Below are 21,115 nucleotides of genomic sequence, written 5' to 3' on the forward strand. Positions count from 1 at the left end.
CCGCGGGACTTCGCGTGCATGGTCACACGCCCCAGTCCTCCACCGGGGGCAACGCCGCCGCGGCGCGCCAGTCCGGCTTGCGCCCCGGCGCCGGCTGGCGGTCGAAGCGGAACGGCTCGCAGGACAGGGCGCCGGCCACCGCGTCCAGCCCGTCGTCGCGGCCCGTATAGCGCCCGTCCGGCGACCATTCGCGCATCTCGCGGATGAAGGGTGTCTCCCACACCGCGGCGTGGGCGAGCAGCCGGCGGTCGGCCAGCAGGGCGTCGAACGCCTCGCGGATGCGCAGCGCCTTGGCGCGGCGGCTGGCCTCCTCGACCACGGCGGCGCCGACCTTCTCCGTGCGCAGCGCCTTGCGCAGCAGGCCGGGCAGGAAGCGCCCGATGCCGTTGATCTCCACATGCACCGCCGGCAGGTGATGCCGCTCCAGGAAGCGGGCGACCTGGAGGCACTGCTGCTCCGCCTCGGTGTCCGGATCGCCGGGGTCCACCGACAGGTAGAGCACGCGGTGCAGGTAGAAGCGCCCGTCCGCCCCGCCGAACACCGCGGCGACGACGCTGGAGTCGCCCGGCTTGCCGCCCTCCGCCGCCGGTCGCGCGAAGGCCGGGTCCCACCAGCAGGAGGCGGAGGCCATGCGCAGGCCGTTGAGCGTCAGCACCGCCCGCCCCGCCGACTCCCGGTATTCCAGTTCGCCGTCGTAGCGGCTCTGGAGGGAACCATAAACTCAAACGAGGGATGTTGGAATCATTGAGAAATTTGGATTATCGGGAACCATAAAGCTCATCGCGGGAACCACAAATTTGTACCACGAGGCACTCTAGGAACCATAAAGCTGTTCGCACTTGGCCGCGCCTTGGCTTGCAGGACATCGCCGACCTGATCGGCCTGTCCGGCAAAGATCGGCAGCCATGGCAGCGAGTGGCCGATATGATGGCGCGCGGCGAGTTGGAGTAGGTGCGGGCCGACTGCGAGTCGGAAGTGTTGCTCCCTGACCCGGCTGGGCACAGCGCCAGCGTCGACAGCCTCGAGGAGTGCCTGGCCCGCGAGCGGACAACCCGCCCCCGCCTGGGGGCCTTCCGCGACCGGTGGCAGGCCTCAAAGCGGCCAGCCCCGATGCATGTCCCATTGCCTCACCCCACGCTGGCTTCGGAGTCGCCGCACCTTGCTAGCGAATACGTTCTCTGATGGACGTGAAGCTTATCCGTGCCGCCTTATCCGAGCATCCCAGCCGAACCGACCATGGGACGCATGCTCACCGAGAGGACTCGCTCGTGCGAAAGCCGAGGGATGCCATTCGTGCTTGTATTGCGGGTTCGACGTTGTCCCCTTTCTTCGACAGCCCCCTCGCTCCCGCCAACGTAACCCTCCCGATTCGCAGCATCGCTAAAGCCGCAGTCTGAAAGGGCATGCGATCGAGCAACGGATGCCCGACCCGATCGACGCCGCCCAAACGCCCAACCAGATAGCGATCGGCCACGAGGTCCGACGGCTCAAGGGAAACCGATCCTTGATCGGCCAAGTCACACCCACAACGGCAGAACCGAGGAGAAGCTTGTCTTCGCGCGAGTTGGACGCCACACGCGGGACATGCATCAATCAGCAGTAGGCCGTGTAGCGGGCATGATGTTACCGCCGTCAAGCCCCACCACGTTCTCCGGTGGGGCCGGCACGCCATCGGTCCGGCGCGTTCCTTGAGATCGACTCTTAGACAGTCGGGACAGACACGACCGGCACCGCAAGATATGCGATTGGACACCCTTGCGCTGATCAACTCGCTACCGATGGACATAGCGCCGTTCTCGTCAACACACAGCGTCGATGCGCGAATGCGGGTTTCGGGGACGCCACTGAGAAGCGCGAGTTCAACCAAGCGGCGTCCGTTTTCGATCTCATGCACGAAATTGGGGATTCCGATTGCCATCTCAGAAATGAACTCACTGGTCGATGTGTGGCCGTGCCGAACCGCCACGCGTCCAAGGAGTCCATACGCAGGCTCAAAGGGTACAGGCCTCACCCTTAACGGCAACCTCCCGAGAGCGCTGAAGCTTCTGATTGGTTTGTCCATCGAAGGTCAACCCCTGCAAGCCTTTCCGACACAGGCCCCTGGGTTTGCGGCGCAGCATCAGTCAGCGATTTGCCGCCAGGAATCGTGCACGCTCGTGCACGCGCTTGACCAGATGCAAACTCACGCCACTCAATCATCCGCTCTTGGACGCGTGGAGGGGAGCGGCATCAGGATCGGGTAAAGGGGGTGAAGGGCTGGCGCCCCTTCGCCTTGAGTTTGGTCTGGCGCGAGCCGTCTTTGCCGGAGTTCATCACTGTCACTCCCGATAAGCCGTCAGCGGCTAGCCGCGACTCGATCCACAATTCCTTCAATCGGGCTTCGTCGCACAGGAAAGGATTGCTGTCGCGCGATGCCTCGGTAGCCTTCTTCGCTGCTTCGTCCTCATCAAGAATAATATCGAAGTCCACTATCTCGTCCTGATCGTAGGTCCGGTTCCAACTCGAATGGACGTCGGCCATCAATTCCAAGCTGAGGGATGGAAGGTTGTGTTCTTTGGCCAGGGAAAGGGCTTCGCTCGCGTACTTCCACACGATGCCGATCTCCCCGCCGGTGGCGACGTACCATCGCCGAGCGACGTCGTGCCCTGATAAGCCGGATGGTTCGGGCAAACCGAGCATTCTCTCGACCGTCCCCAGAATGCTGCAAAACGCAATACGCCCTTGCTTAGTTGTCCAGTCGTATGGCCTTAGCACCATCGCAGGCTGCAAGCGTCGGCGAAGCTGTCCATAACGAGTGATTTTCAGGAGTTCCGGCAGGCCAGTGATGACGATTTGCCTCTTTGTCCGATTTAGAAGCGATTTTATGAATTCAGATACATCCTCGGTCGCATCGTCGTCCCTTTGCTGAACGAAGTGGTGTCCTTCATCAATAAAGAACATTTCCGTGCCCATCTGATCGGCGTAAAACTCAATTTTTTCAATAATATCGTTGGTGTTCCATTGCTCACGCGCCTTGTAGCCAAAGGCACCCAAAAGAGCGGCCACGAGCGCGCGCTGGGTTGTTTTCTTCGCCGCCTCGACATATACGATCCGACGAATATCGCCATCCTGCAATGTCTCGACCCTTGCAGCATCCACGGCTCCAGAGGTGCTCCATGAGGAGACACTCTCGAGTGTAAGATCGGGACAACCCCGCATATAATCCTCAAGAGCCGTCGTTTTGCCTGACCCCGTTGCTCCGACAACGAGCAGAGCTCTGGCTTTGAGCCGTTTGCCACCCGGCGGTTTGTAACGGGCGTGAAGTCGACCGATGGCCGCCTTCGCTTGGACATGATTGGGATGCGGCACCACCAGGGATTCGAAATCGAGGATGGGATCCGCCAAGTGCGCCATGGCGCCGGCTGGTTGACCATTGGCGCCCACGCTCACTTCATCTCGTTCACCCATTGCTCCACCATCCTTTCGATGTCGTCGTCGAAGTTTTGCCTTTCCGGACGTCCGGGAGACGATGCCGGCGTGGATGTGCCGTCAGCAGGCGGCAACGCGTCGGCCAGGGCCGCTGTTTTCAGGTCGGGTGCCGACGGCGGAGACGAATCAGTGTCCTGTGGCGGCAGTTGCGGGTCTGCCGTTATCGCGCCATTGAGCAGAGGGCTGAATGGCTGACCATTCGCCGCGTAACGGGCGGCCTTAGCGGCGGTGGCCGTTGCTGCACCATTTTCGAAAAGAACCTGCACGGTTTCCTCTGCCAGGGCCTTTGCCTTTTCAAGATGCTTGACGGTGATCGGCGTTCCCGGCGGGAGATTGTGTTTTGCAATCAGCAAATGGACTTTGTGCTGGTACCTGGAAACATTGCGCGAAATTGTTTGGTCCGTACAGGGCAGCACGTACCACCGGCCGACATGGTCGTCCAAGATCCAGACCTCTCCATAATCATAAGGATCAACGCGGATGATCCACTTTTTTTTGAGACCTCCCCGACGCGCTCTGAGTTCCTCGAGCACTTTCCGATCGGAGTAGAGTAGGCCCTTGTAATGAACGCCAACGTTCGATATTGATTGTTCGATGACTTCTCCGGTCATGCGAATTATGTGATCGAAGTCGGGAACTGGACGAACTGGGTAGAGTTCCGTAAGATGCCGCCACTTTTCTATAGGGCGGCATTTGATCGTGGGATGGACGGTCTCGTGATAATCATCAACAATCCATTTTAGTATTTTTTGGCTGACTTCGGCCAAAGTTAGCCGAGCACGAGCAACAGGATCATAAAAGTCCTTTGTCCGCGAGAGGATCGCACCTTCTTCATGGCTGAACACCTGAACGCCGATGCTGCCAAACAGCCGCTCAATTGCCCCTTTCAGCCAGGGCGTCTTCCTGGGCAAGTTGACAACGGCGAAATTCAGCATGGTTTCCGTCAGGCGCAGGCTTTTCGACCGAAGTTCCTTGCCGTTGTCGCAGAAGACCCACTCGGGAATGCCATGGCAGGGCCAGTCGTGCTCGAGACCATTGATTCCAGAAAGGTCCTTTTTCCAAAACGCATGCGCCAACGCCCGCTGTAGGGACGCGTAGGATGGCACCTCAAAGCTCAAATGGGCTCCAAGGATGACGCGTGTCGCACGATCAAGAATGACCGTGAGCCATGGCCGCCCAAGAGGCCGCCCAGTGAGTGGATGAACAACAATGAGATCGATCAAACAATGGTCAACTTCGACCTCTTCGAGTGGTCGCTCTGGCGGTGTTGTGCGCTCGAAAATACCGTACTTCAAATAGGCGGCGCGCCGACCATAGCGACTCTCAAACTCAGCCCGTTCCGTATAGTTCCTGTCGATGAATAGACGAAAAGAGCGAAAACTAACATATGGAAGTTTTCTGTCCTCACAAAGCTCCTTGTATTTGCTATAAGCGTAATTTCTCCGCTTGCGCGGCATGCGCATGTAGTAATCTTCGACCGCAGCAGCCATAACCTTATAGGTGTCCGGTGCGTCATCCCATCGACGACAGTAACGTGCTTGGCGGTTGCCCCGCAGATGACAATGTGGGATCAGCAGGCGTATGTCGCGCCCGTATTGACTCCAAGGAATGTACCACGACCGGATGGTGTAAGGGCTTGGCTTCCGGACAGGCGACGTGCTGACGGGTTGAGCATCGGAATGCCGCGGCTTTCTTCTGCGTCTTAGGACCGCATCCTCGGCAGCACGCCTAATCGCCAGTTCAGTATCTTCCGCCTTCCACTCCTCACAATGAGCGGTGTAAACGGCCTCGGCAGCTGCAGCGTAGGCTTCCATTCGGACCGGATATGCGTCGATAAGGGCGTCGACCTTGGCCACATAGACAGCTCGCCGCTCTGCGTGCCGCCTGGCCTCCTCCGGCCAGTAATCCCAAGTTTTCTCGAGAATATCCGCTATGTTCTTCGATAACCCTTGAACGTTGCATGGGAAATGGTTGAGCCGGCGCGCCCCGTAGGCGCTATCAATCTCGTCGTCGCTCCAGGTCCGCGGGTCAGAACCATTGAAAGGTCTGAGCAAATAACCCCCGCGCTTGCGTTCGACGATCCCCCACAGCTCTGTAGCGCCGGTGGCGTTACGGAATGCTAGCGTATCGCCAGGCTGGAACTTGAGCGGAGTGGCGGCCATGCATTTCCTCCAATGCGCGAATGGATCAGCGTGACCATGCACCTTGTTTCTGCTATTACTGAGCATGGATCTGTTCACATTATAGATGATCTCAGAAAATAATCTTCGCTTTCTGTTCGAGCGCTCACTCCGACAATGTTTTCATTTCGAAAATACGTTGGCGATTGGATTGACCGACTCGAAGAGCTGTTTCGATCCACGCTCCTGCGAAGACCTGACGACAAGTTCATCAGCCATATGCTGCTGCGTCCCGTGTTTCGATCCACGCTCCCGCATGAGGAGCAACCGAGGCCGGCGGGTCGAGGGCGAGGCTGCCCTGATTTCGATCCACGCTCCCGCGTGAGGAGCAACTGGAGAGGTCGGCGGCGAGGGCGCGGCCATAGGGATTTCGATCCACGCTCCCGCGTGAGGAGCTACAGCCATCCGCCGGGCGGCGCGGGCGAAGGCGGGCATTTCGATCCACGCTCCCGCGTGAGGAGCTACCCTTGTCCGTGCCCTGGAAGCGGTAGGTGGTCGGATTTCGATCCACGCTCCCGCGTGAGGAGCTACTGACCAACGCCTACAAGTTGATCGCGGCATCCGATTTCGATCCACGCTCCCGCGTGAGGAGCTACTCGCGCGCGGCTGGCTCCAGACCTTCGGAATCACATTTCGATCCACGCTCCCGCGTGAGGAGCTACTGCCTTCTCTTAAGGTGTTGGCAGGTAAGTCAAAATACCGACAAATGCGCGAACCGCTTGCGACCGGCACAGCACGTTAGGGAATGTCCGCAACCCATGAGGACAATCCAGTGACACACAACGTTTATACCTACCCGCTACCCCATCGAGCTTACGTGCGCGCTTCGGGTTCGCGCAGTTGCACACGGCGACAACTCTGCATCTCCGAACTGCCCAATCAGAACCTTTCGATGATCGTAATTCCTGCCGGCAGGGCCGTATGATCCACGCTGATTACATAGTCCTCAAAACGACGGGCTGGCGCCAGCCGGTGCAAGTCGGCGCTCGTCAGGTCATAGGAAACTCCTTCGAAATGGCGTTTGACGGTGACGCGCCGGAACAATGCCGAGGCCGGCGCATTGCCGAGTGTGCTATCGTGGCGGAACAAAACCAATCGACGGCTGGCCATTTCGCCGCGCCCGGCGGAGCGGTCATGGTCGAACATGTGTTCGAGCGCCGTCCACAACAGCTCCAAATCATTGTCGTCAAAGCCACTCCCTTCGGCTTTCCGTGGCTTGTTCCCCGGAGCGGTTCGCTCGGCCAGTTTGGCCGAAATGTAGCCATGGGCGCGGTACAAGGCGTATGGAACGATGTGTTTTCGCCCCATGGTGCGGTTTTCGCGACGATCGTCTTCATCCGCCGTGTCTTCTCCCGCCGCACGATCCTTGCCCTCCTTCTCCGTCGTGGCGGCCATACGGGTCAATGTGATCTCCAGAGGCAGGATCGGCTCCAACGATTGGGCAAAGGACAACTGCACCGGCCCACGGACCTGACCGCAGTTAACGCCGGTGCTCATCACCGCGCCGAACGTCCGCACATCGAAAAAGTTGTCGCACATGAAACGACGGATTGCGGCTTCCTCGTCTTCATTCTTGGGGGACAATTTGGATGCCGTGGTCACCGCGTCGTTGCTGGGACGCACCGCTTTGTAGGCTGTGCGGTGCTTCTGGTTGAGAATGGCTCCGTCCTGCACGTAAATGCCAAAACGCGGGTCGCCGTCATGAACGAGATTGACATAGTTGCGGACTTTGCGCTTGAGGCAGACGTCGGTGACGAGCCCTTGACTGGTTTCCGGGTCTTGACGCGGCAGGTTGCCGGCGTCCGGATCGCCGTTGGGGTTGCCGTTCGTCACATCGAACAGAAAAACAAACTCGTAGCGGTTGGTGATGGGAGGCATGGGTTTCACTCCTCGCCGGTGGGCAGATCGGGTGCAGCGGTGTCCGCTCCAGTTGCATCCGGCGCGGGCTTTCGCGCGTAGCGCTGATGATAGTAGCCAACGACAAAACGGCCCTGGCTTTCCTGGTGCAGATGGCGCGGCAGGTTGATGTCCAAGCCGGCCATAACCTCGTTCATTTCGCGTTCGAACCAAACGGCCAAACCCCCTGTGCCACTCTTTCGGCGCAGCACCGCCAGATGGTGGGTGGTGTTGCGCAGCAGCAGCGGGAAGACGCTGGCCGGCGTTGCCGAGGCGGCTCCGAAGTAGCGGTCGCGGATGTTGGCGTTCACGCGCCCAAGCGCGGCGCGTTGAACATTTTCCAGAAGGGCGAATAGCCGCCCCAACCGGTAGGCAGGGTCTGCTTCCTGGCGGTCGAGGCTCACGGGAACCTCCATTCCTGTGATGAACGAGGGACCAGCCTGCTTCCCGCGTCCGCGGTGGCGGACATCGCGCTGGAGCACGGCTCGGATGAGAGCGGCGCGCGGACCGGTGACCGGCTCACCCGCTCGCAGGCGCTGAATAACCGCGGTCAGCAGGACACGCGGATAGCGGTCGCCGGTGAGAATCGCGCGCATCACTTCGCCGCCCAGCACCGGCGGGACGGCTTCCGGATCGCCCCGACGCGCCACGGGTTGAAGCAGAGCCAAGGGGGAGGGAGGCCGATGCCAGGCGCGCGGCTCAATCCGCAGATCCTCCCAATGCTCCGCCAAACGGGCGAGCAGCATGTCCAACGTTGTCTCGCGCCACAGGCGCACCGACAGACGGGAGCCATTCGGTGAAAGGCCCAGGATGTGGATCCGGGTGCCGGGGTCGAGGTCAGCGTCGATCCGCTCCAGCGCACGGCGGATATCGATCGATTCGGGGAACTTACCCCCTCCTCCCCAGCCGCCCTTAAAAGCTGCGGTGTAGGCTGCGGATGCCCGCGAAACTCCTAGCGCACAGGCAACCACCGCCTCGACCTTGCGGACTGACGTTTCGCCACACGCAGAAGCATCGGCCCAGAACACCGCCGTGGTGTCCCCGAATCGGATCTTGGTGCCGCTGTTGCGCGCCAGCAGCGCGTTTAGAGCGGCGCTGTAATTCGACGCGGCAGCCTCTGAAACGGGGGCGTTGTCGCCCTGCTCCTTGCCGTATGAGGCAAAGGCGTTGCGGTTGAACGAGACCAGCGAGGCCCCGGACTTTCGCGCTCCCGCAACGCCCTTGATCAGGGGATGCAGGCGCGCCACCGGCGCGATGCGTCCGGTGACTAGACACACCGCCGATGGCCGGCCGCTTTCGCCCACCTGCCGTTCCCACACGGCGCGGGACGCCGGACGATCGTGCACGAACCGGGCATGACCGTCGGCGTCCACGTCTCCGTCGAGTTGAAAGACGAGGTTTCGGTCCAGAAGAGCCGACGCAAGCTGGTGCTGTCCGAACCGACTCGGTGTCCAGGTGCGCAGAAAGCGAAGCACGGCCAGCAGACCAGGATCGGCCGCACCATCCAGCAGCCGTTCATGCGTCTCGCGAAAAGCGGCGGCATGGGCGGCGTAGGTCGTGCCCCCAGGCAAGCCCGTTCCGTTTCCAAGCCCCAGCACGAACTTGCTGTTGTCCCAGAGAAAGAAAGCCCGCGGCGTCGTGCCTGACCGTTTGGACGATCGCGGCACGGTCAATGGACGATCGACTGGCCGGCGTCCGGTGTGGTCACGCAGATCGCGGCAGGAGTTCAACCCTCCATCCGGAGCGAGCACGAGGGCGAAGGCGATGCTCTCCGTCGAAAAGCCGAAGGGGGCGACGCCGCCGCAGCGCTCAAGGCGTCCGTAATGGGTGTTGAGCGCCGACAGAATCGTCATGCTCACACCTCCGACGACGAGCGCGGCGGTACCACCAGAACGCCATCGCACAGAACGGCATGAAAGAACAGGGAAGAGCGACCGTTGCTGTGGTCAATGTCCAGCAGCATCGAACCGAGGTCCAAATTGCGCTGCTCGCCCGGCAGGGCGTGCACGGGCACTGGACCTTCCCAGTGTTCGAAGTCGGCGTGAAACTCGCGGGTTCCAAGGCAGGGCTGATGAAAGCACTGCCCACGCCGTGCGCGGCGGGTGAACATCGTGAGGTGCGTGCCAATGGTGTCATTAACACTGGCCTCTTTGGTCAGGGTGGCGTGCGCCTCAATCACGTAATCGACGTCGACGAGGATAATGGCGGCGCGTTGCTGCCGGTCATGGGCAGCGATTTGCCGCAGCTCTGTGATGTCATTGCCGCGCATCGCGTGACGGACGGTGGCGACCGGCACCTTGTGGCCGACCTCGTTGCGGCGAAGCGATTGGAAGCGGATGGGCTTCAGCACGTGGATGCGGTCGATGGTCCAAGCGATCGCTGGCGTCCAGTGAACCGCCTCCAGAATACCGCGCGCAGCGGATGGTGTGATCACGTCATACGATACTCGTTCAACTTTGGTTTCAGGACGAGTGAAGCAGGCTCTCGGGCCTGACACCCGAAGTTTAATGCCGTATGACATGAAGGCGCCCCTATTCAAAATTCGAATAAGGAAGGTAGTCAAAAATTTTTTATTGTGAAAGCCCTTCATACGAAGTTACCTTAAGGCACATAATCTATCCGCTATTTAAACTGCGCAATTTTGCGAAATGGCCACTCGACTACCAGCGTTATACAGGCGACTCTTCACTGCCATGTGTTTTTGAAAATTGATACAAATAAATCAGCGCAATGACGAAATTCCGAATCACCAGTACCCAATACAGTATGGCGACTTCCTCAATGATCGCGGACAGAAGACGCTGACCATGCTGGAGCGCGGCCTGGACACGCTGAAGGCGCTGCTCGAAAGCCTTTTCGACGTCTCCCGCCTGGACGCGGGCGTGATCCATCCGGAGATCGCCACGGTGCCGCTCGGCCGGATCGTCGAGGACATCGAGACCGCCTACGAGCCGGTCGCCCGCGCGAAGGGACTGAGTCTGCACGCGGAGCGGTCGTGCGGGGTCGCCGTCCGCTCCGACCCGATGCTGCTCGGACGGATGCTCCGCAACCTCGTCGAAACGCGCTCCGCTATACCGAGCAGGGCGAGATCCGCCTCGGGTGCGAGGTGTCCGACGGCACCGTGCGGATCTCAGTGGGCGACACCGGCATCGGCATCCCACCGGAGCACCTGGAGCGCATCTTCGAGGAGTTCCACCAGGTCGCCAACCCCGAGCGCGACCGCTCGCAGGGTCTCGGCCTCGGGCTGGCCATCGTGAAGCGCCTGTCCAAACTCCTGAACCACCCGGTCTGGGTGCGTTCGGAACCCGGCAAGGGGTCGGTGTTCGCCATCGACGTGCCGCTCGGGTCGGTCGAGGCGGTCCCGGCCGAGGCGCTGTGCACTCCCGCCGCGGCGGCGGGGCCTGGCCTTGTCGCCCTGGTCGTCGACGACGACGCCATGGTGCTGACCGGGCTGCGGACGGTGCTGGAGGGATGGGGATACCAAGTGCTCATCGCCGGGTCCGGCGACGAAGCCCTGGAGATCCTGCGCGATGCCGGGCGGGCGCCGGACGTCGTCGTCGACTATCGCCTGCGCGAGGGCGAGGTCGAAGCGGCGGTCGTCCGACGCATCCGCGAGTTCGTCGGCCGCGTGGTGCCCGGAGTCCTATTGACCGGAGAGACCGGCTCCGAAAACCAGCAGGAGGCGGCGGAGAACGAACTGGACCTCGCCCACAAGCCGCTGACGCCGCCGCAGCTTCATAGCGCGTTGGAGCGGCAGATGCGTGTGGTCGAGTAGGTCCGCTCCGCACTCCCAGCGCCCGTTGGCTGAACCGCCGGATATCGGGGTGACGCATGGCCACGCGCGCAGCCTCACGTCACGACTGCCGCCAACGGGCGCCGTGCCCTCTCGTCCCGGAAGGTGTCGGCGAGGAAGGCGACGCCGCCCATCGCTGCCAGTCCGGCGTGACGGGCCGGAGTTTCTTGTGGCACCGGGCGCGGGCGCGGCCGTCCCCTTTCACCACACCAATGCCAGCGGCTTTTGACCCGATGCGGACCGTCGCTTACGACCGCATTGCGCCAGGAGATGAAGTTGGTTGGCTGCTATAAAGCGGAGCGAACGGGCACGCCGACCGCGGAAGGAATCCCGCTCCCAGCAGTACGGAACCACCACCGAGAGCTTGGCGCCTAACCCACAACACTGAACCGAGCCCGAGGGTCTAAACTTCCTTGTGTCGACAATCACGAAGGATTGCTGTCGCGGGTATTGACCTGAGCGAGAGGCGGTTTTCCGGGTACGATGCGGTGCTGGTGGCATGGGGGCCCACCGTCCTGGAAACGGAGCACGACAGCGGCCGGTCCATCCGCAGGCGTCTGACGGAGGTGATCAGGAGGCGACAGCGACTGCCCGCGCGCGCATGCCTCCCAGCACGACCAGGGCGGCCAGCAGCAGCACGATTCCGCTGGCGCCGAAGACCCCCCCGGCGCCGCTGACGCCGAAGATGGCGCCACCCACTGCCGCACCGGTGGCGATGGCGAGTTGCACCGCCGCGACGAAGAGGCCGCCAGCGCTTTCCGCCTCGTCCGGCACGGTGCGGGTGATCCAGGTGGACCAGGCCACCGGCACGGCGCCGAAGGCGACGCCCCACAGCGCGATCAGCACCGAGGCCACGGTCGGCGACCCGCCCAGCGCGGCCAGCCCGAGCCCAAGCAGCCCCATGGTCAGCGGCATGACCGTCAGGGTCAGTCGCATGCTGCGCGCCAGCAGCGCGCCGCCGAGATAGGTGCCGGCAAAGTTCGCCATGCCGAAGCCCAGCAGGATGCCCGACACGCCGCTGACGCCGACGCCGGTCACCGTCTCCAGGAACGGCCGGACATAGGTGAACAGCGCGAAATGCCCGGTAAAGACCAGGAGGATCGACACCATGCCGATCCCGACCCCAGGCCGCGCCATCACCTCGCCCAGGGTGCGAAGGCTGGTGTGGCCGTTCGGCGCCATGCGTGGCAGCGTCAGAACCTGCGCCACCAAAGCCGCCAGCCCGAGCCCGCCGGCCATCAGGAACACCGCGCGCCAGCCGAGCAGGTCGCCCAGATAGCTTCCGACCGGGGCCGCAAAGACGGTGGCGGCGGACACGCCGCTGAAGATCATCGACAAGGCCCGCGGAATCATCGGCTCCGGCACCAGCCGCATGGCGATCGCGGCCGACATGGCCCAGAAACCGCCGAGCGCCACCCCCAGCAGCACCCGCCCGACCAGCAGCGACAGCAGGTCGGGGGCGAAGGCGACCGCCAGGTTGGACACCAGCAGCAGCGCCGAAAAGGCGAGCAGCACATGGCGTCGGTCGATCCGGCGGGTCGCGGCGGAGATCAGCAGGCTGGCGACCAGCGCCACCGCGGCAGTCGCGGTGACGGCCTGGCCGGCCATCGCCTCGGTCACATGCAGGTCGGCCGCCATCGGCGTCAGCAGGCTGGCCGGCAGAAACTCCGCCGTCACCAGTCCGAACACGCCGAGCGTCAGGGAGAAGACGGCACCCCAGGCGGGCTCCGCCGGCGCGGCGCCGGCCTGCCTCACAGGTTCCATCATGGTCTGTCCTCGCAGGAAGATTATGCTGCGACGCAGGATAGAATGGAGTTTCTGGACGATCCATGCCATAACGTCCGCATCTTTTGATCGATAGTCCGGATATGCCCGACTCATCCCGTCTCCCTCCCGCCACCGACCTCGTCAGCGAGCTTCTGCTCGGCATGCGGCTGACCGGCGTGCAGTACCGCCGCATGCAGGTCGCCCCTCCCTTCGGCATCGGTTTCGGGACGGTGGAGGGGCGGGCGCAATTCCATTTCATCGCCCGCGGGCCGGTCGTGCTGAGGCTGCTCGCCGGCGGTACCTTCACGCTGGACACCGGCGATGCGGTGCTGCTGCCGCGCGGCGGCGCGCACGAACTGCTGTCGGCGCCGGAACTGCCGGCCCGCGACGTCGCCAGCTTCGCGACGGCGCCGCTGTGCGGCAATGTCGGTGCGCTCGAATCCTGCCCGCCGGAAAGCTGCCGAACGAAGGATGCGGTGATCTTCAGCGGCTGCATGGAGTTCGACCTCGGCGCCATGCAGCCGCTGGTCGGCCTGATGCCCGAGGTGATGCAGGTCGGCACCCTGCTCGACCGCTACCCCGAAATCCTGCCGATGCTGGAAGCGATGGAGCGGGAGGCGCGGGCGGAGCGCGCCGGCTATGCCGACATCCTGGCGCGGCTGGCCGACGTGGTGTCCGCCTCCATCGTGCGGGGCTGGGTCGAATGCGGTTGCGGCGATGCGCGCGGCTGGATCGACGCTTTGCGCGACCCGCGGCTCGGCCGCGTCATTACCGCGCTGCATCGCGATCCCGGCCGCAACTGGACCGTGGCGGAACTGGCCGCGGAGATGGGCGCCTCGCGTTCGGTCTTCGCGGAGCGCTTCCTGGAGGTGACCGGCGTGACCCCGGTCCGCTACGTGACGGAGCTGCGGATGCGGCTTGCCGCCCAGTGGATCGGCCGGGAGCGTCTGCCGATCGAAACCGCCGCGCATCGGCTCGGCTACGGCTCGCAGGCCGCCTTCAGCCGTGCCTTCAAGCGCATCATGGGCTATTCGCCCGGCGCCTCACGCAGTGCGGAATCATAGCACCGGCACGATTAGGACCAAGTGGGGGGCAGGTCCTTTCACAAGCCGGTCCCGCCCGTCCTCGCGGGTGACCTGACCAACTGTCAGCGCGTAAAGTTCGGCGACACCTTGCCCGACAGCGCGAGATCGGTTTGCCAGGCGCCGGACTGTCGACTCTGCGCCATGAGCAGCCAGCACCGTTCAGCGCAAGCTGCCCCGATACGCGACCTTGACGCCTTCCGCACGTCAGGGCGCGCGGCACGATATCCGGATGCCCGGCGCCGTGCCTCACTCATACACGGCGTCGCGCGGGCCGGTATCTCCCAACGCCATTTTGACGAAGGCATCAGCCGTCAGGTCTGCGTCGAGCAGCGCGCCATGGTGGGCGAAGCGATCACTCCGGTCGAGCCACAGCCGATCACACAGCGCATCGAGCGAGCCGGAAGCACCGGGGAAGACCGTGTGCGACATCTCCTTGGTACAGATGAACCGGTCCGCCGAGAACGTGTCGGCACCCCATGCGGCGCGTCCGCAGCGCGCGAACTCGTAGTTCAGGAAGTCCATCTCGTTCTCATAGGCATGCGCCACCAGAAGGTCCTCGCCCAGAAAGGCGAGAAGCGCGTCGGCCACCTCGGGAAAGCGGGGCGCCACCTTCAGGTCGGCGGGCTTGATGCCGTGCACCTTGATGGCGTCGGGATGGAGAGGGGCGTCGGGGTTGACCCGCGACTCCCAGCTGCGCGCTTTCCTCCAGCCATCGCCCTCACGGATGATCTCAAGACACCCGATTTCGATGATGATGCCGGGCTGACGCAGGCCCTTGGGCGCCTTCCTGATGTCCTGGAGGCTCGGCAGGCGCCGTCCGGTCGTCTCGATGTCGATCGCGACCAGCCGGTCACGGCCTTCCCACGGCTGCATGCTCATTGATATCCAATCTTTCATCGGTGGAGCCACCTGTGGCACGGATGTGAAACAAGGACAACGCTCCGTCACGCCGCCCAGAGTAGCATGGCGAAAGCGCCGGCCGCCGATCAGCGACACCACGGTCACAAGCGGCCGGCCCATGCCGTCGAGGCTCTTGATCCTGATGGGTCAGGATCAAGAGTCGCTGGTATAAGGCATGACGACCGCGCCATGACCGGCGCGACTACCGGTGAGCAAGGAGTATCGCTGTGAAAATTCCCGGCCCCGAGCATCCCATCACGATCATCCCCAACCCGAATCGGATTCGTGTCGTCTTCGCCAGCCGGGTCGTCGCCGACACGGCACGCGCCCTGACGCTGACGGAGGCGAAGTTGCCCGTGGTCCAATATATTCCCCGCGCGGATGCCGACATGACGGCCTTCGAGCGCACGGCGCACACGACGCATTGCCCTTACAAGGGCGATGCCACTTACTACAACCTGCGCGTGGGTGATCGCATCGCGATCAACGCTGTCTGGACCTACGAGACTCCCTATCCAGCCGTGGCCGCCATCCGCGAACATTTGGCGTTTTATCCGGAACGCGTCGATTGCATCGAAGAGCACGCGGCCACATAGCGGCAGCCGGCGGAAGGCTCCGCATGCGGTGTGGCTCTCATCGCAATGCCAGCTCCGTCTGCTCCTGTTAAGGGTTGTCGGATGCCTGCCAGCATATCTGGACCTTGCGGATGCCGCACCGGCAGGCGTCCGACAAGCCTCAGGGGAGGAAACCGCGTGCCATTCGGCGTGTTGCCGGAGGGGAATCCTTATGGGGTTTTGGTCATTGTGGGTCGCCTGCAGACCGACTGTTCGAAGGGCGCCGGTGCTGGAATGGCGGCGGCGCTGTTGGCGAGGCCGGCGCCTGGAAGGGACATCGGGCTCATCTTGGCGGCATCGCGTGCGGGCAGCATGGCCGGGCGATGATCGCAGGCCAAGCGCGACGGTGATCGGCCAAGGCGCCGACCGCGGGTCTGAACAAGCTGTGGGCGCTGGGGATGGGGGGCAACGGTCATGAGCTGTCGATCCGATCCGGTGGCGCCGGCTGATGGCGGGGCAGACAGCCGCGCTCGAACGTCTCGATGACGATCAGACGTCCGCCGCAGCATGGGCAAGGGGTTCGGGATGTATGCGGCTCGTCGGCGTCCGGACCCTCGACCTCGGTGGGGTGATGGTACGGTTCGGACGCATGAAGCAATTCACGGGCCCGGGCGATGTTCGCGGCCCGTCCGGCGTTGGCGAACAGGCCATAATGGCGGATGCGGTGGAACCCGCTGGGCAGCACATGGATCAGGAAGCGGCGGATGAACTCGTCGACGGCCAGCGTCATCACCTTGGCCCGGTCACGCTCGTTGGCGCGATAGTCCTTCCAGGTGAAGGTGACACCGGTGTCGTCGAAGGCGAGGAGACGGCTGTTGGCGATGGCGACCCGGTGGGTGTAGCGCGCCAAGTAGGCGAGCACCGCCTCGGGGCCGCCGAACGGCTTCTTCGCGTAGACCACCCACTCGGTCCGCCGCAATGGAACGAGCCAGTTTTCGAACGCCTTGGGATCGTTCAGGGCGCTTTGGTCGCCGAAAAACCGCAAGCGCCCGGCGTGGCGGGCTGCCGTGAGCTTGTCCAGGAACAGCCGGCGGAACAGCCGCGACAGCACGCGGACGGGAAGGAAGAAGCCGGCCCGTGCGGATATCCAGCGCTGCCCGTCCAACGAGATGCCGCCGCCCGGCACGATGATGTGGACGTGCGGGTGATGGGTCAGCGCCGAGCCCCAACTGTGGAGCACGGCGGTCAGCCCAATGCGGGCCCCCAGGTGCTTGGGATCGGCGGCGATGGTGATGAGGGTCTCGGCCGCGGCCTTGAACAGCAGGTCGTAGAGCACGGCCTTGTTCTGGTAGGCGATGTCGGCCACCGGCGACGGCAGGGAGAACACGACGTGGAAGTAGGGCACGGGCAGCAACTCGGCTTCCCGCTCGGCAAGCCAGTCCCTGGCGGCGATGGCTTGGCATTTCGGGCAGTGACGGTTGCGGCAGGAGTTGTAGGTGATCTGCACGTGCGAGCAGGCCTCGCAACGTTCGACATGCCCGCCCAGGGCCGCCGTGCGGCAGGTCTCGATGGCCGCCATGACCTTCAACTGGCCAAGGTTGACCCGTCCGGCGTTGGCGTTGCGCCAAGCCGGTCCATGACGGCGGAAGATGTCCGCCACCTCGATCGCCGGGTGCGACACCGGGGGGCGCTCAGGCCGGTGGCTTCCCTCCGGTGAGCAGCCGGTCGAGCGGGCTGGTCACCTCCCCGATCGCCTTGATGGCGACGCGGGTGTACAGCGCGGTGGTGTCGAGCTTCTTGTGGCCGAGCAACACCTGGATGACGCGGATGTCGGTGTTGCGCTCGAGGAGATGCGTGGCGAAGCTGTGCCGCAGGGTGTGCAGGCCGACGCGCTTGTCGATCCCGGCCCGCTGCGCCGCCACATGGACGGCGCGGTTGAGTTGCCGGGTGGTGAGCGGTTCGCCGGGAACGCCGCCGGGAAACAGCCAGGCCGTGGGCCGGGCGATCCGCCACCACTGCCGCAGCAGGTCGAGCAGGTGCGGCGACAGCATCACGTACCGGTCCTTGCGGCCCTTGCCCTGATCGACCCGGATGACCATCCGGGCGCTGTCGATGTCGGCGACCTTGAGCGAGATGACCTCGGAGGCCCGCAGGCCGGCTCCGTAGGCGATGCTCAAGGCCGCCTTGTACTTGATCCCGGGAGCCGCCGCCAGCAGCCGCGCCACCTCCTCGGGACTCAGCACAACCGGCAACCGCCGCGGTTCGCGGACAAAGGCGATGTCCTCCGAGACGCTGCCCTTGCGCAAGGTGATCTTGAAGAAAAAACGCAGCGCCGTCATGGTGGCGTTGATGCTTGGAACGCCAAGGCCGCTCGAGGCGAGGCTCAGCTGATAACGGCGGATGTCCTCGAAGGTCGCTCTGGCCGGCGAATGCCCAAGGAAGTCGGAGAAGTTCTTGACGGCCCGGATATAGCCGTGCTGCGTCCTCGGCGCGAAGTTGCGGATCGTCATGTCTTTGATCATGCGCCGGCGCAGTGGGCTGATGATCTCCTCGCTCATGGTGGTGCTCCTGTCCTGGATGAGGAAACGAACCCCCCATCTCAAAACACGACACCCGATTCATCCGGTCGCCCGGACGGTATCCATGAAACAGCTTCCTCTACCGCGTGAGCGGTTTAGTCCCCTGGCGCAAAGCGGACCATCAGGGGCTTCGAACTTGGTGCCCTCTTTCACCACACGGCGAACGGCTGGGTGAAGCTGCTGGTCCGAAGACCTACGGCTGTCGCCGCGGCGTGCCCCGTTACAGCGCTGTCGGGATTTCGACCGGGACGGGGCAAGCCCCTCTACCCGCACAGCCCCAGCACGCAAGATGATGACCCTGAACATGCGTGTTGGCAAGGGAGTGGCTTCTCGGGGCAGGTTCCCCTTTCATCACACCGGGAAGGGTATCCGTTGGCAGCAAGTGCCGCTCCTTAAGGCTGCCGAGCAAGCTTCACGCTGCCCACCAGAGCCCATTAGGCGGCTTGGTCACACTGGTGTCGCCGTACGGTCTCCAGGTCCCACGCGGAACCCCGCAGGGTTGCCCGACGCTCCGGAGTGAGATCACCGGTAAACACTGGGTAATGGGCAACGTTGCCCATGCTTCGGCGCAACCGTCGCGCCGCCAGCGACATGGTCGGCATGTCGCTGGCCTCGACCAGGAACTCGACCGGTTGGTCATCGCCCAGCGGCAGGATGACGCGGGCGGATATGCCAGCTGCATGCAGCGCTTCCAGCCCGGCGATGATCCGTTGGAAAACCATCCGGCGCCGCTCCCGTAACCGTTGACGCCGTGTTGTGTGATGCTCCGATGGAGACGCTTGCATAGCTACCTCCCGCTGACTTGACGTCCGGTCCCTGTTCCTCGTCAACAGCCCTTGCTGTTGGGCAGCACGAGGCTACTGATGTTGGTGCGCGGCTCCCAATCAACACCAAGCGACTTCGTTCCCGATCGATTGTTCCGCGGTCAGATGCGCCCCTGTCACGGCACCGATGATGACGTGCGTGGAAAATTCAGAACAAAGCAAACTCCGGCATTCGGCGTGCTGGTTGCCGTGATACTGCCGCCCATGCGCCGGACCGCCAGGTTATGCGCAATATGCAAACCCAACCCGGTGCAACCTCGAGCACGCCCTGTTGTGAAGAACGGATCAAAAATGGAGGGGAGGTGCTCGGTGGGGATGCCTTGCCCATTGTCGCTGTAGACGATGTCAAGGGTACCTGCCGTAGGCTCGGTCACAGTGATAGCGATCCGGCCGGCCTGACCGGGCTTGAAACCGTGGATAAGCGAGTTGGTGATGAGGTTGGTCAAGATCTGTGCCAGCGCCCCGGGGTAGCCATCGACCTCGATCCCCGAGGGACAGCTGACGGTGAGCGTGTGCCCCGCCTTTTGCCATAATGGGCTCAAACTCCGCGCGATGTCATCAAGGCACTCGTCGAGGGTGAAGCGGCGCCGCTCATCGCTGGTTTGGTCGGCTGCTACCAGCTTGAAGCTGTGTACGAGATCGGCAGCGCGACGGAGATTGGCCAGCAGCAGGTCGGTGGCCTCCGTGGCTGCGGCGGTGTAGTCGTCGAACACTGCGCGGCGCAACTGCCCGGCTCTGGCCAGCACACGTATCTGTTCCGTTTCATCGGATAGGTAAGACGCCGCCGTCAGCGCCACTCCCAAGGGGCTGTTGATCTCATGGGCGATGCCGGCCACCAGCTGTCCGAGCGCCGCGAACTTCTCCGCCTCGATTAGCTGCTGCTGGGTTTCCTGGAGCCGGGTGTGGGCTGCACTGACATCTTCGAGCGTTTGGCGCAAAGCCTGTGATTGGTCGTACAAGACTTGGTTTGCAGACCGGAGCGCTTGATTGGCGGTGGACAGCTCGCGTGTGCGGGCATCGACCGTGGCTGCCAGATTTCCAATGGTTTGCGCGCGGTCGGTCGCCATGGCCCCAAGGATCAAGGTCGTGGCGGAGATCCCCAGCATCAGGCTCTGCAACTCGGGAAGGGCGATGGGCGTGCCGAAAAGTGTCGCCACGGCCACATTGCCGACGTTCAATGTCGAGGTTGCGAGAAGAGCCGAGGGCAAGCCTTTGGCCAGGGCGATCCAGATCGCTGGGATGAACAGCAGGTGCCAGAGCCGCGCGTCCATACTCAGCGCGTGCGGCAGGGCGTACACCGCGATCAGGGCAAGGAGCAAGGCCGCAGTGTGCAGCAGCACTTCGCGAATGCTCGGCAGCGGCGCAAGCCGCAACCAAGGCAGCTGACGGCGCGTCTCCTCAGGGAACAGTGCGGCGCATGCCAGCAGTGCGGCCGGGGTTACGGTGAAGATACCCACCAGGTCACCGACCCAGATGAGGCTGGCGTGATGCAGAGCGTCAGCAGCGTGAGTTGCGCCGGTAGCGTAATACGCGACGCCCATCAGGGTGGCGTTGCCGAAGACGGTCAGCGGTGCTACCGCGCATAACCAGCAGATCACCAGCGTCCTCGAGGGATTGGAAAACCGCGCCATGCGCCAGCGATACCAGCCGATACCGCAGCCATACCCCACACCAACGGCCGTGGCCGTGGCAATCCAAGTCAGCGGGCGGTCGGGCAGCCAATACGGCACTCCGGCGATGAAGGAAGCCAGGATGAGGGCGGGCACGACGCGCGGCCCGAACAGCAGGAGAAAGGCAACATTTAAACCAGCAGGCAAGAAGAAGACGCTGGCATAGGTGGTGACCCCGAACACTGCCGCCGCTTGGAAGAGGGCTTGCCACACCACTAGAAAGGCGAACCCACCAACGGTGCGTGCGCCCCAAATGGAACGCGAGCGCGGCGACACGCCAAACGCGCTTCGATGATGTGAAGTGTTCTGGAGCTCCATGCCCTTCGGTATGCCTGCTGTTCACAAGAACGGACAGACATAGCATGTCACGGATCGGGGTACGGGAGTAGTATGTGCGCT

Annotated in this window: 17 protein-coding genes and 1 CRISPR repeat array; of the genes, 3 read left to right on the plus strand and 14 right to left on the minus strand. The window is 63.3% G+C overall.

The window, feature by feature from the left end; all coding sequences use genetic code 11:
• Positions 1-22: 22 nt before the first annotated feature.
• From ACWPN7_RS15925 to ACWPN7_RS15960, 8 genes are all read right to left on the minus strand, one after another.
• Positions 23-655, minus strand: a complete 633-nt coding sequence (locus ACWPN7_RS15925; RefSeq protein WP_456526457.1) for a hypothetical protein — start codon at positions 653-655, stop codon at positions 23-25.
• Positions 656-1,249: 594 nt separating this feature from the next.
• Positions 1,250-2,062: a TniQ family protein gene (locus ACWPN7_RS15930; protein ID WP_459196842.1), complete on the minus strand. Its 813-nt coding sequence runs from the start codon at positions 2,060-2,062 to the stop codon at positions 1,250-1,252.
• A gap of 167 nt (positions 2,063-2,229) precedes the next feature.
• The gene (locus tag ACWPN7_RS15935) at positions 2,230-3,447 is read right to left on the minus strand and encodes a TniB family NTP-binding protein (RefSeq protein WP_492273358.1); all 1,218 of its coding nucleotides are present in this window, start codon (positions 3,445-3,447) and stop codon (positions 2,230-2,232) included.
• On the minus strand, positions 3,426-5,630 hold the full coding sequence (locus ACWPN7_RS15940) for a TnsB C-terminal domain-containing protein (RefSeq protein WP_459196840.1): 2,205 nt from the start codon (positions 5,628-5,630) through the stop codon (positions 3,426-3,428). Before ACWPN7_RS15940 ends, ACWPN7_RS15935 begins: the two co-directional genes overlap by 22 nt.
• A gap of 254 nt (positions 5,631-5,884) precedes the next feature.
• A CRISPR array of direct repeats spans positions 5,885-6,310; the repeat unit is 32 nt; unit sequence ATTTCGATCCACGCTCCCGCGTGAGGAGCTAC.
• Positions 6,311-6,527: 217 nt separating this feature from the next.
• The gene (cas7c, locus tag ACWPN7_RS15945; protein WP_459196839.1) at positions 6,528-7,526 is read right to left on the minus strand and encodes a type I-C CRISPR-associated protein Cas7/Csd2; all 999 of its coding nucleotides are present in this window, start codon (positions 7,524-7,526) and stop codon (positions 6,528-6,530) included.
• 5 nt (positions 7,527-7,531) lie between these two features.
• The gene (gene cas8c / locus ACWPN7_RS15950) at positions 7,532-9,397 is read right to left on the minus strand and encodes a type I-C CRISPR-associated protein Cas8c/Csd1 (RefSeq protein WP_459196838.1); all 1,866 of its coding nucleotides are present in this window, start codon (positions 9,395-9,397) and stop codon (positions 7,532-7,534) included.
• 2 nt (positions 9,398-9,399) lie between these two features.
• Entirely contained in the window at positions 9,400-10,134 is a 735-nt protein-coding gene (cas5c, locus tag ACWPN7_RS15955; protein WP_459196837.1) for a type I-C CRISPR-associated protein Cas5c, read from the minus strand.
• Between the two features lie 79 nt (positions 10,135-10,213).
• A complete protein-coding gene (locus ACWPN7_RS15960) occupies positions 10,214-10,528 on the minus strand; it encodes a hypothetical protein (RefSeq protein ID WP_492273359.1) in 315 nt (104 codons plus the stop codon).
• 11 nt (positions 10,529-10,539) lie between these two features.
• Between ACWPN7_RS15960 and ACWPN7_RS15965 the strand changes: the two genes are divergently transcribed.
• Positions 10,540-11,319 (plus strand): ATP-binding protein, encoded by a 780-nt coding sequence (locus ACWPN7_RS15965; RefSeq protein ID WP_459196835.1) that lies wholly within the window; start codon positions 10,540-10,542, stop codon positions 11,317-11,319.
• Between the two features lie 588 nt (positions 11,320-11,907).
• Here the strand turns inward: ACWPN7_RS15965 and ACWPN7_RS15970 are convergent.
• Positions 11,908-13,104, minus strand: a complete 1,197-nt coding sequence (locus ACWPN7_RS15970) for an MFS transporter (RefSeq protein ID WP_459196834.1) — start codon at positions 13,102-13,104, stop codon at positions 11,908-11,910.
• Positions 13,105-13,205: 101 nt separating this feature from the next.
• Between ACWPN7_RS15970 and ACWPN7_RS15975 the strand changes: the two genes are divergently transcribed.
• Positions 13,206-14,168 (plus strand): AraC family transcriptional regulator, encoded by a 963-nt coding sequence (locus ACWPN7_RS15975; protein WP_459196833.1) that lies wholly within the window; start codon positions 13,206-13,208, stop codon positions 14,166-14,168.
• 267 nt (positions 14,169-14,435) lie between these two features.
• Here the strand turns inward: ACWPN7_RS15975 and ACWPN7_RS15980 are convergent, their stop codons facing one another.
• On the minus strand, positions 14,436-15,068 hold the full coding sequence (locus ACWPN7_RS15980; protein ID WP_459196832.1) for a 3'-5' exonuclease: 633 nt from the start codon (positions 15,066-15,068) through the stop codon (positions 14,436-14,438).
• Positions 15,069-15,316: 248 nt separating this feature from the next.
• Here ACWPN7_RS15980 and ACWPN7_RS15985 point away from each other — a divergent pair, with 248 nt between their 5' ends.
• Entirely contained in the window at positions 15,317-15,685 is a 369-nt protein-coding gene (locus ACWPN7_RS15985; RefSeq protein ID WP_459196831.1) for a DUF427 domain-containing protein, read from the plus strand.
• A 430-nt stretch (positions 15,686-16,115) separates the two neighbouring features.
• Here the strand turns inward: ACWPN7_RS15985 and ACWPN7_RS15990 are convergent, their stop codons facing one another.
• From ACWPN7_RS15990 to ACWPN7_RS16005, 4 genes are all read right to left on the minus strand, one after another.
• Positions 16,116-17,324 carry an IS91 family transposase gene (locus ACWPN7_RS15990; protein WP_459196830.1) on the minus strand — a complete coding sequence of 403 codons (1,209 nt, stop codon included), beginning with the start codon at positions 17,322-17,324 and terminating at the stop codon, positions 16,116-16,118.
• 10 nt (positions 17,325-17,334) lie between these two features.
• Complete coding sequence (locus ACWPN7_RS15995; RefSeq protein ID WP_459196829.1) at positions 17,335-18,201, minus strand: tyrosine-type recombinase/integrase; 867 nt, start codon at positions 18,199-18,201, stop codon at positions 17,335-17,337.
• 455 nt (positions 18,202-18,656) lie between these two features.
• A complete protein-coding gene (locus ACWPN7_RS16000) occupies positions 18,657-18,944 on the minus strand; it encodes a hypothetical protein (protein ID WP_459196828.1) in 288 nt (95 codons plus the stop codon).
• A 218-nt stretch (positions 18,945-19,162) separates the two neighbouring features.
• Positions 19,163-21,034: an ATP-binding protein gene (locus tag ACWPN7_RS16005; RefSeq protein ID WP_492273360.1), complete on the minus strand. Its 1,872-nt coding sequence runs from the start codon at positions 21,032-21,034 to the stop codon at positions 19,163-19,165.
• Between the last annotated feature and the right edge of the window lie 81 nt (positions 21,035-21,115).

It is taken from the genome of Azospirillum sp. UENF 312511 (genome assembly GCF_058780635.1).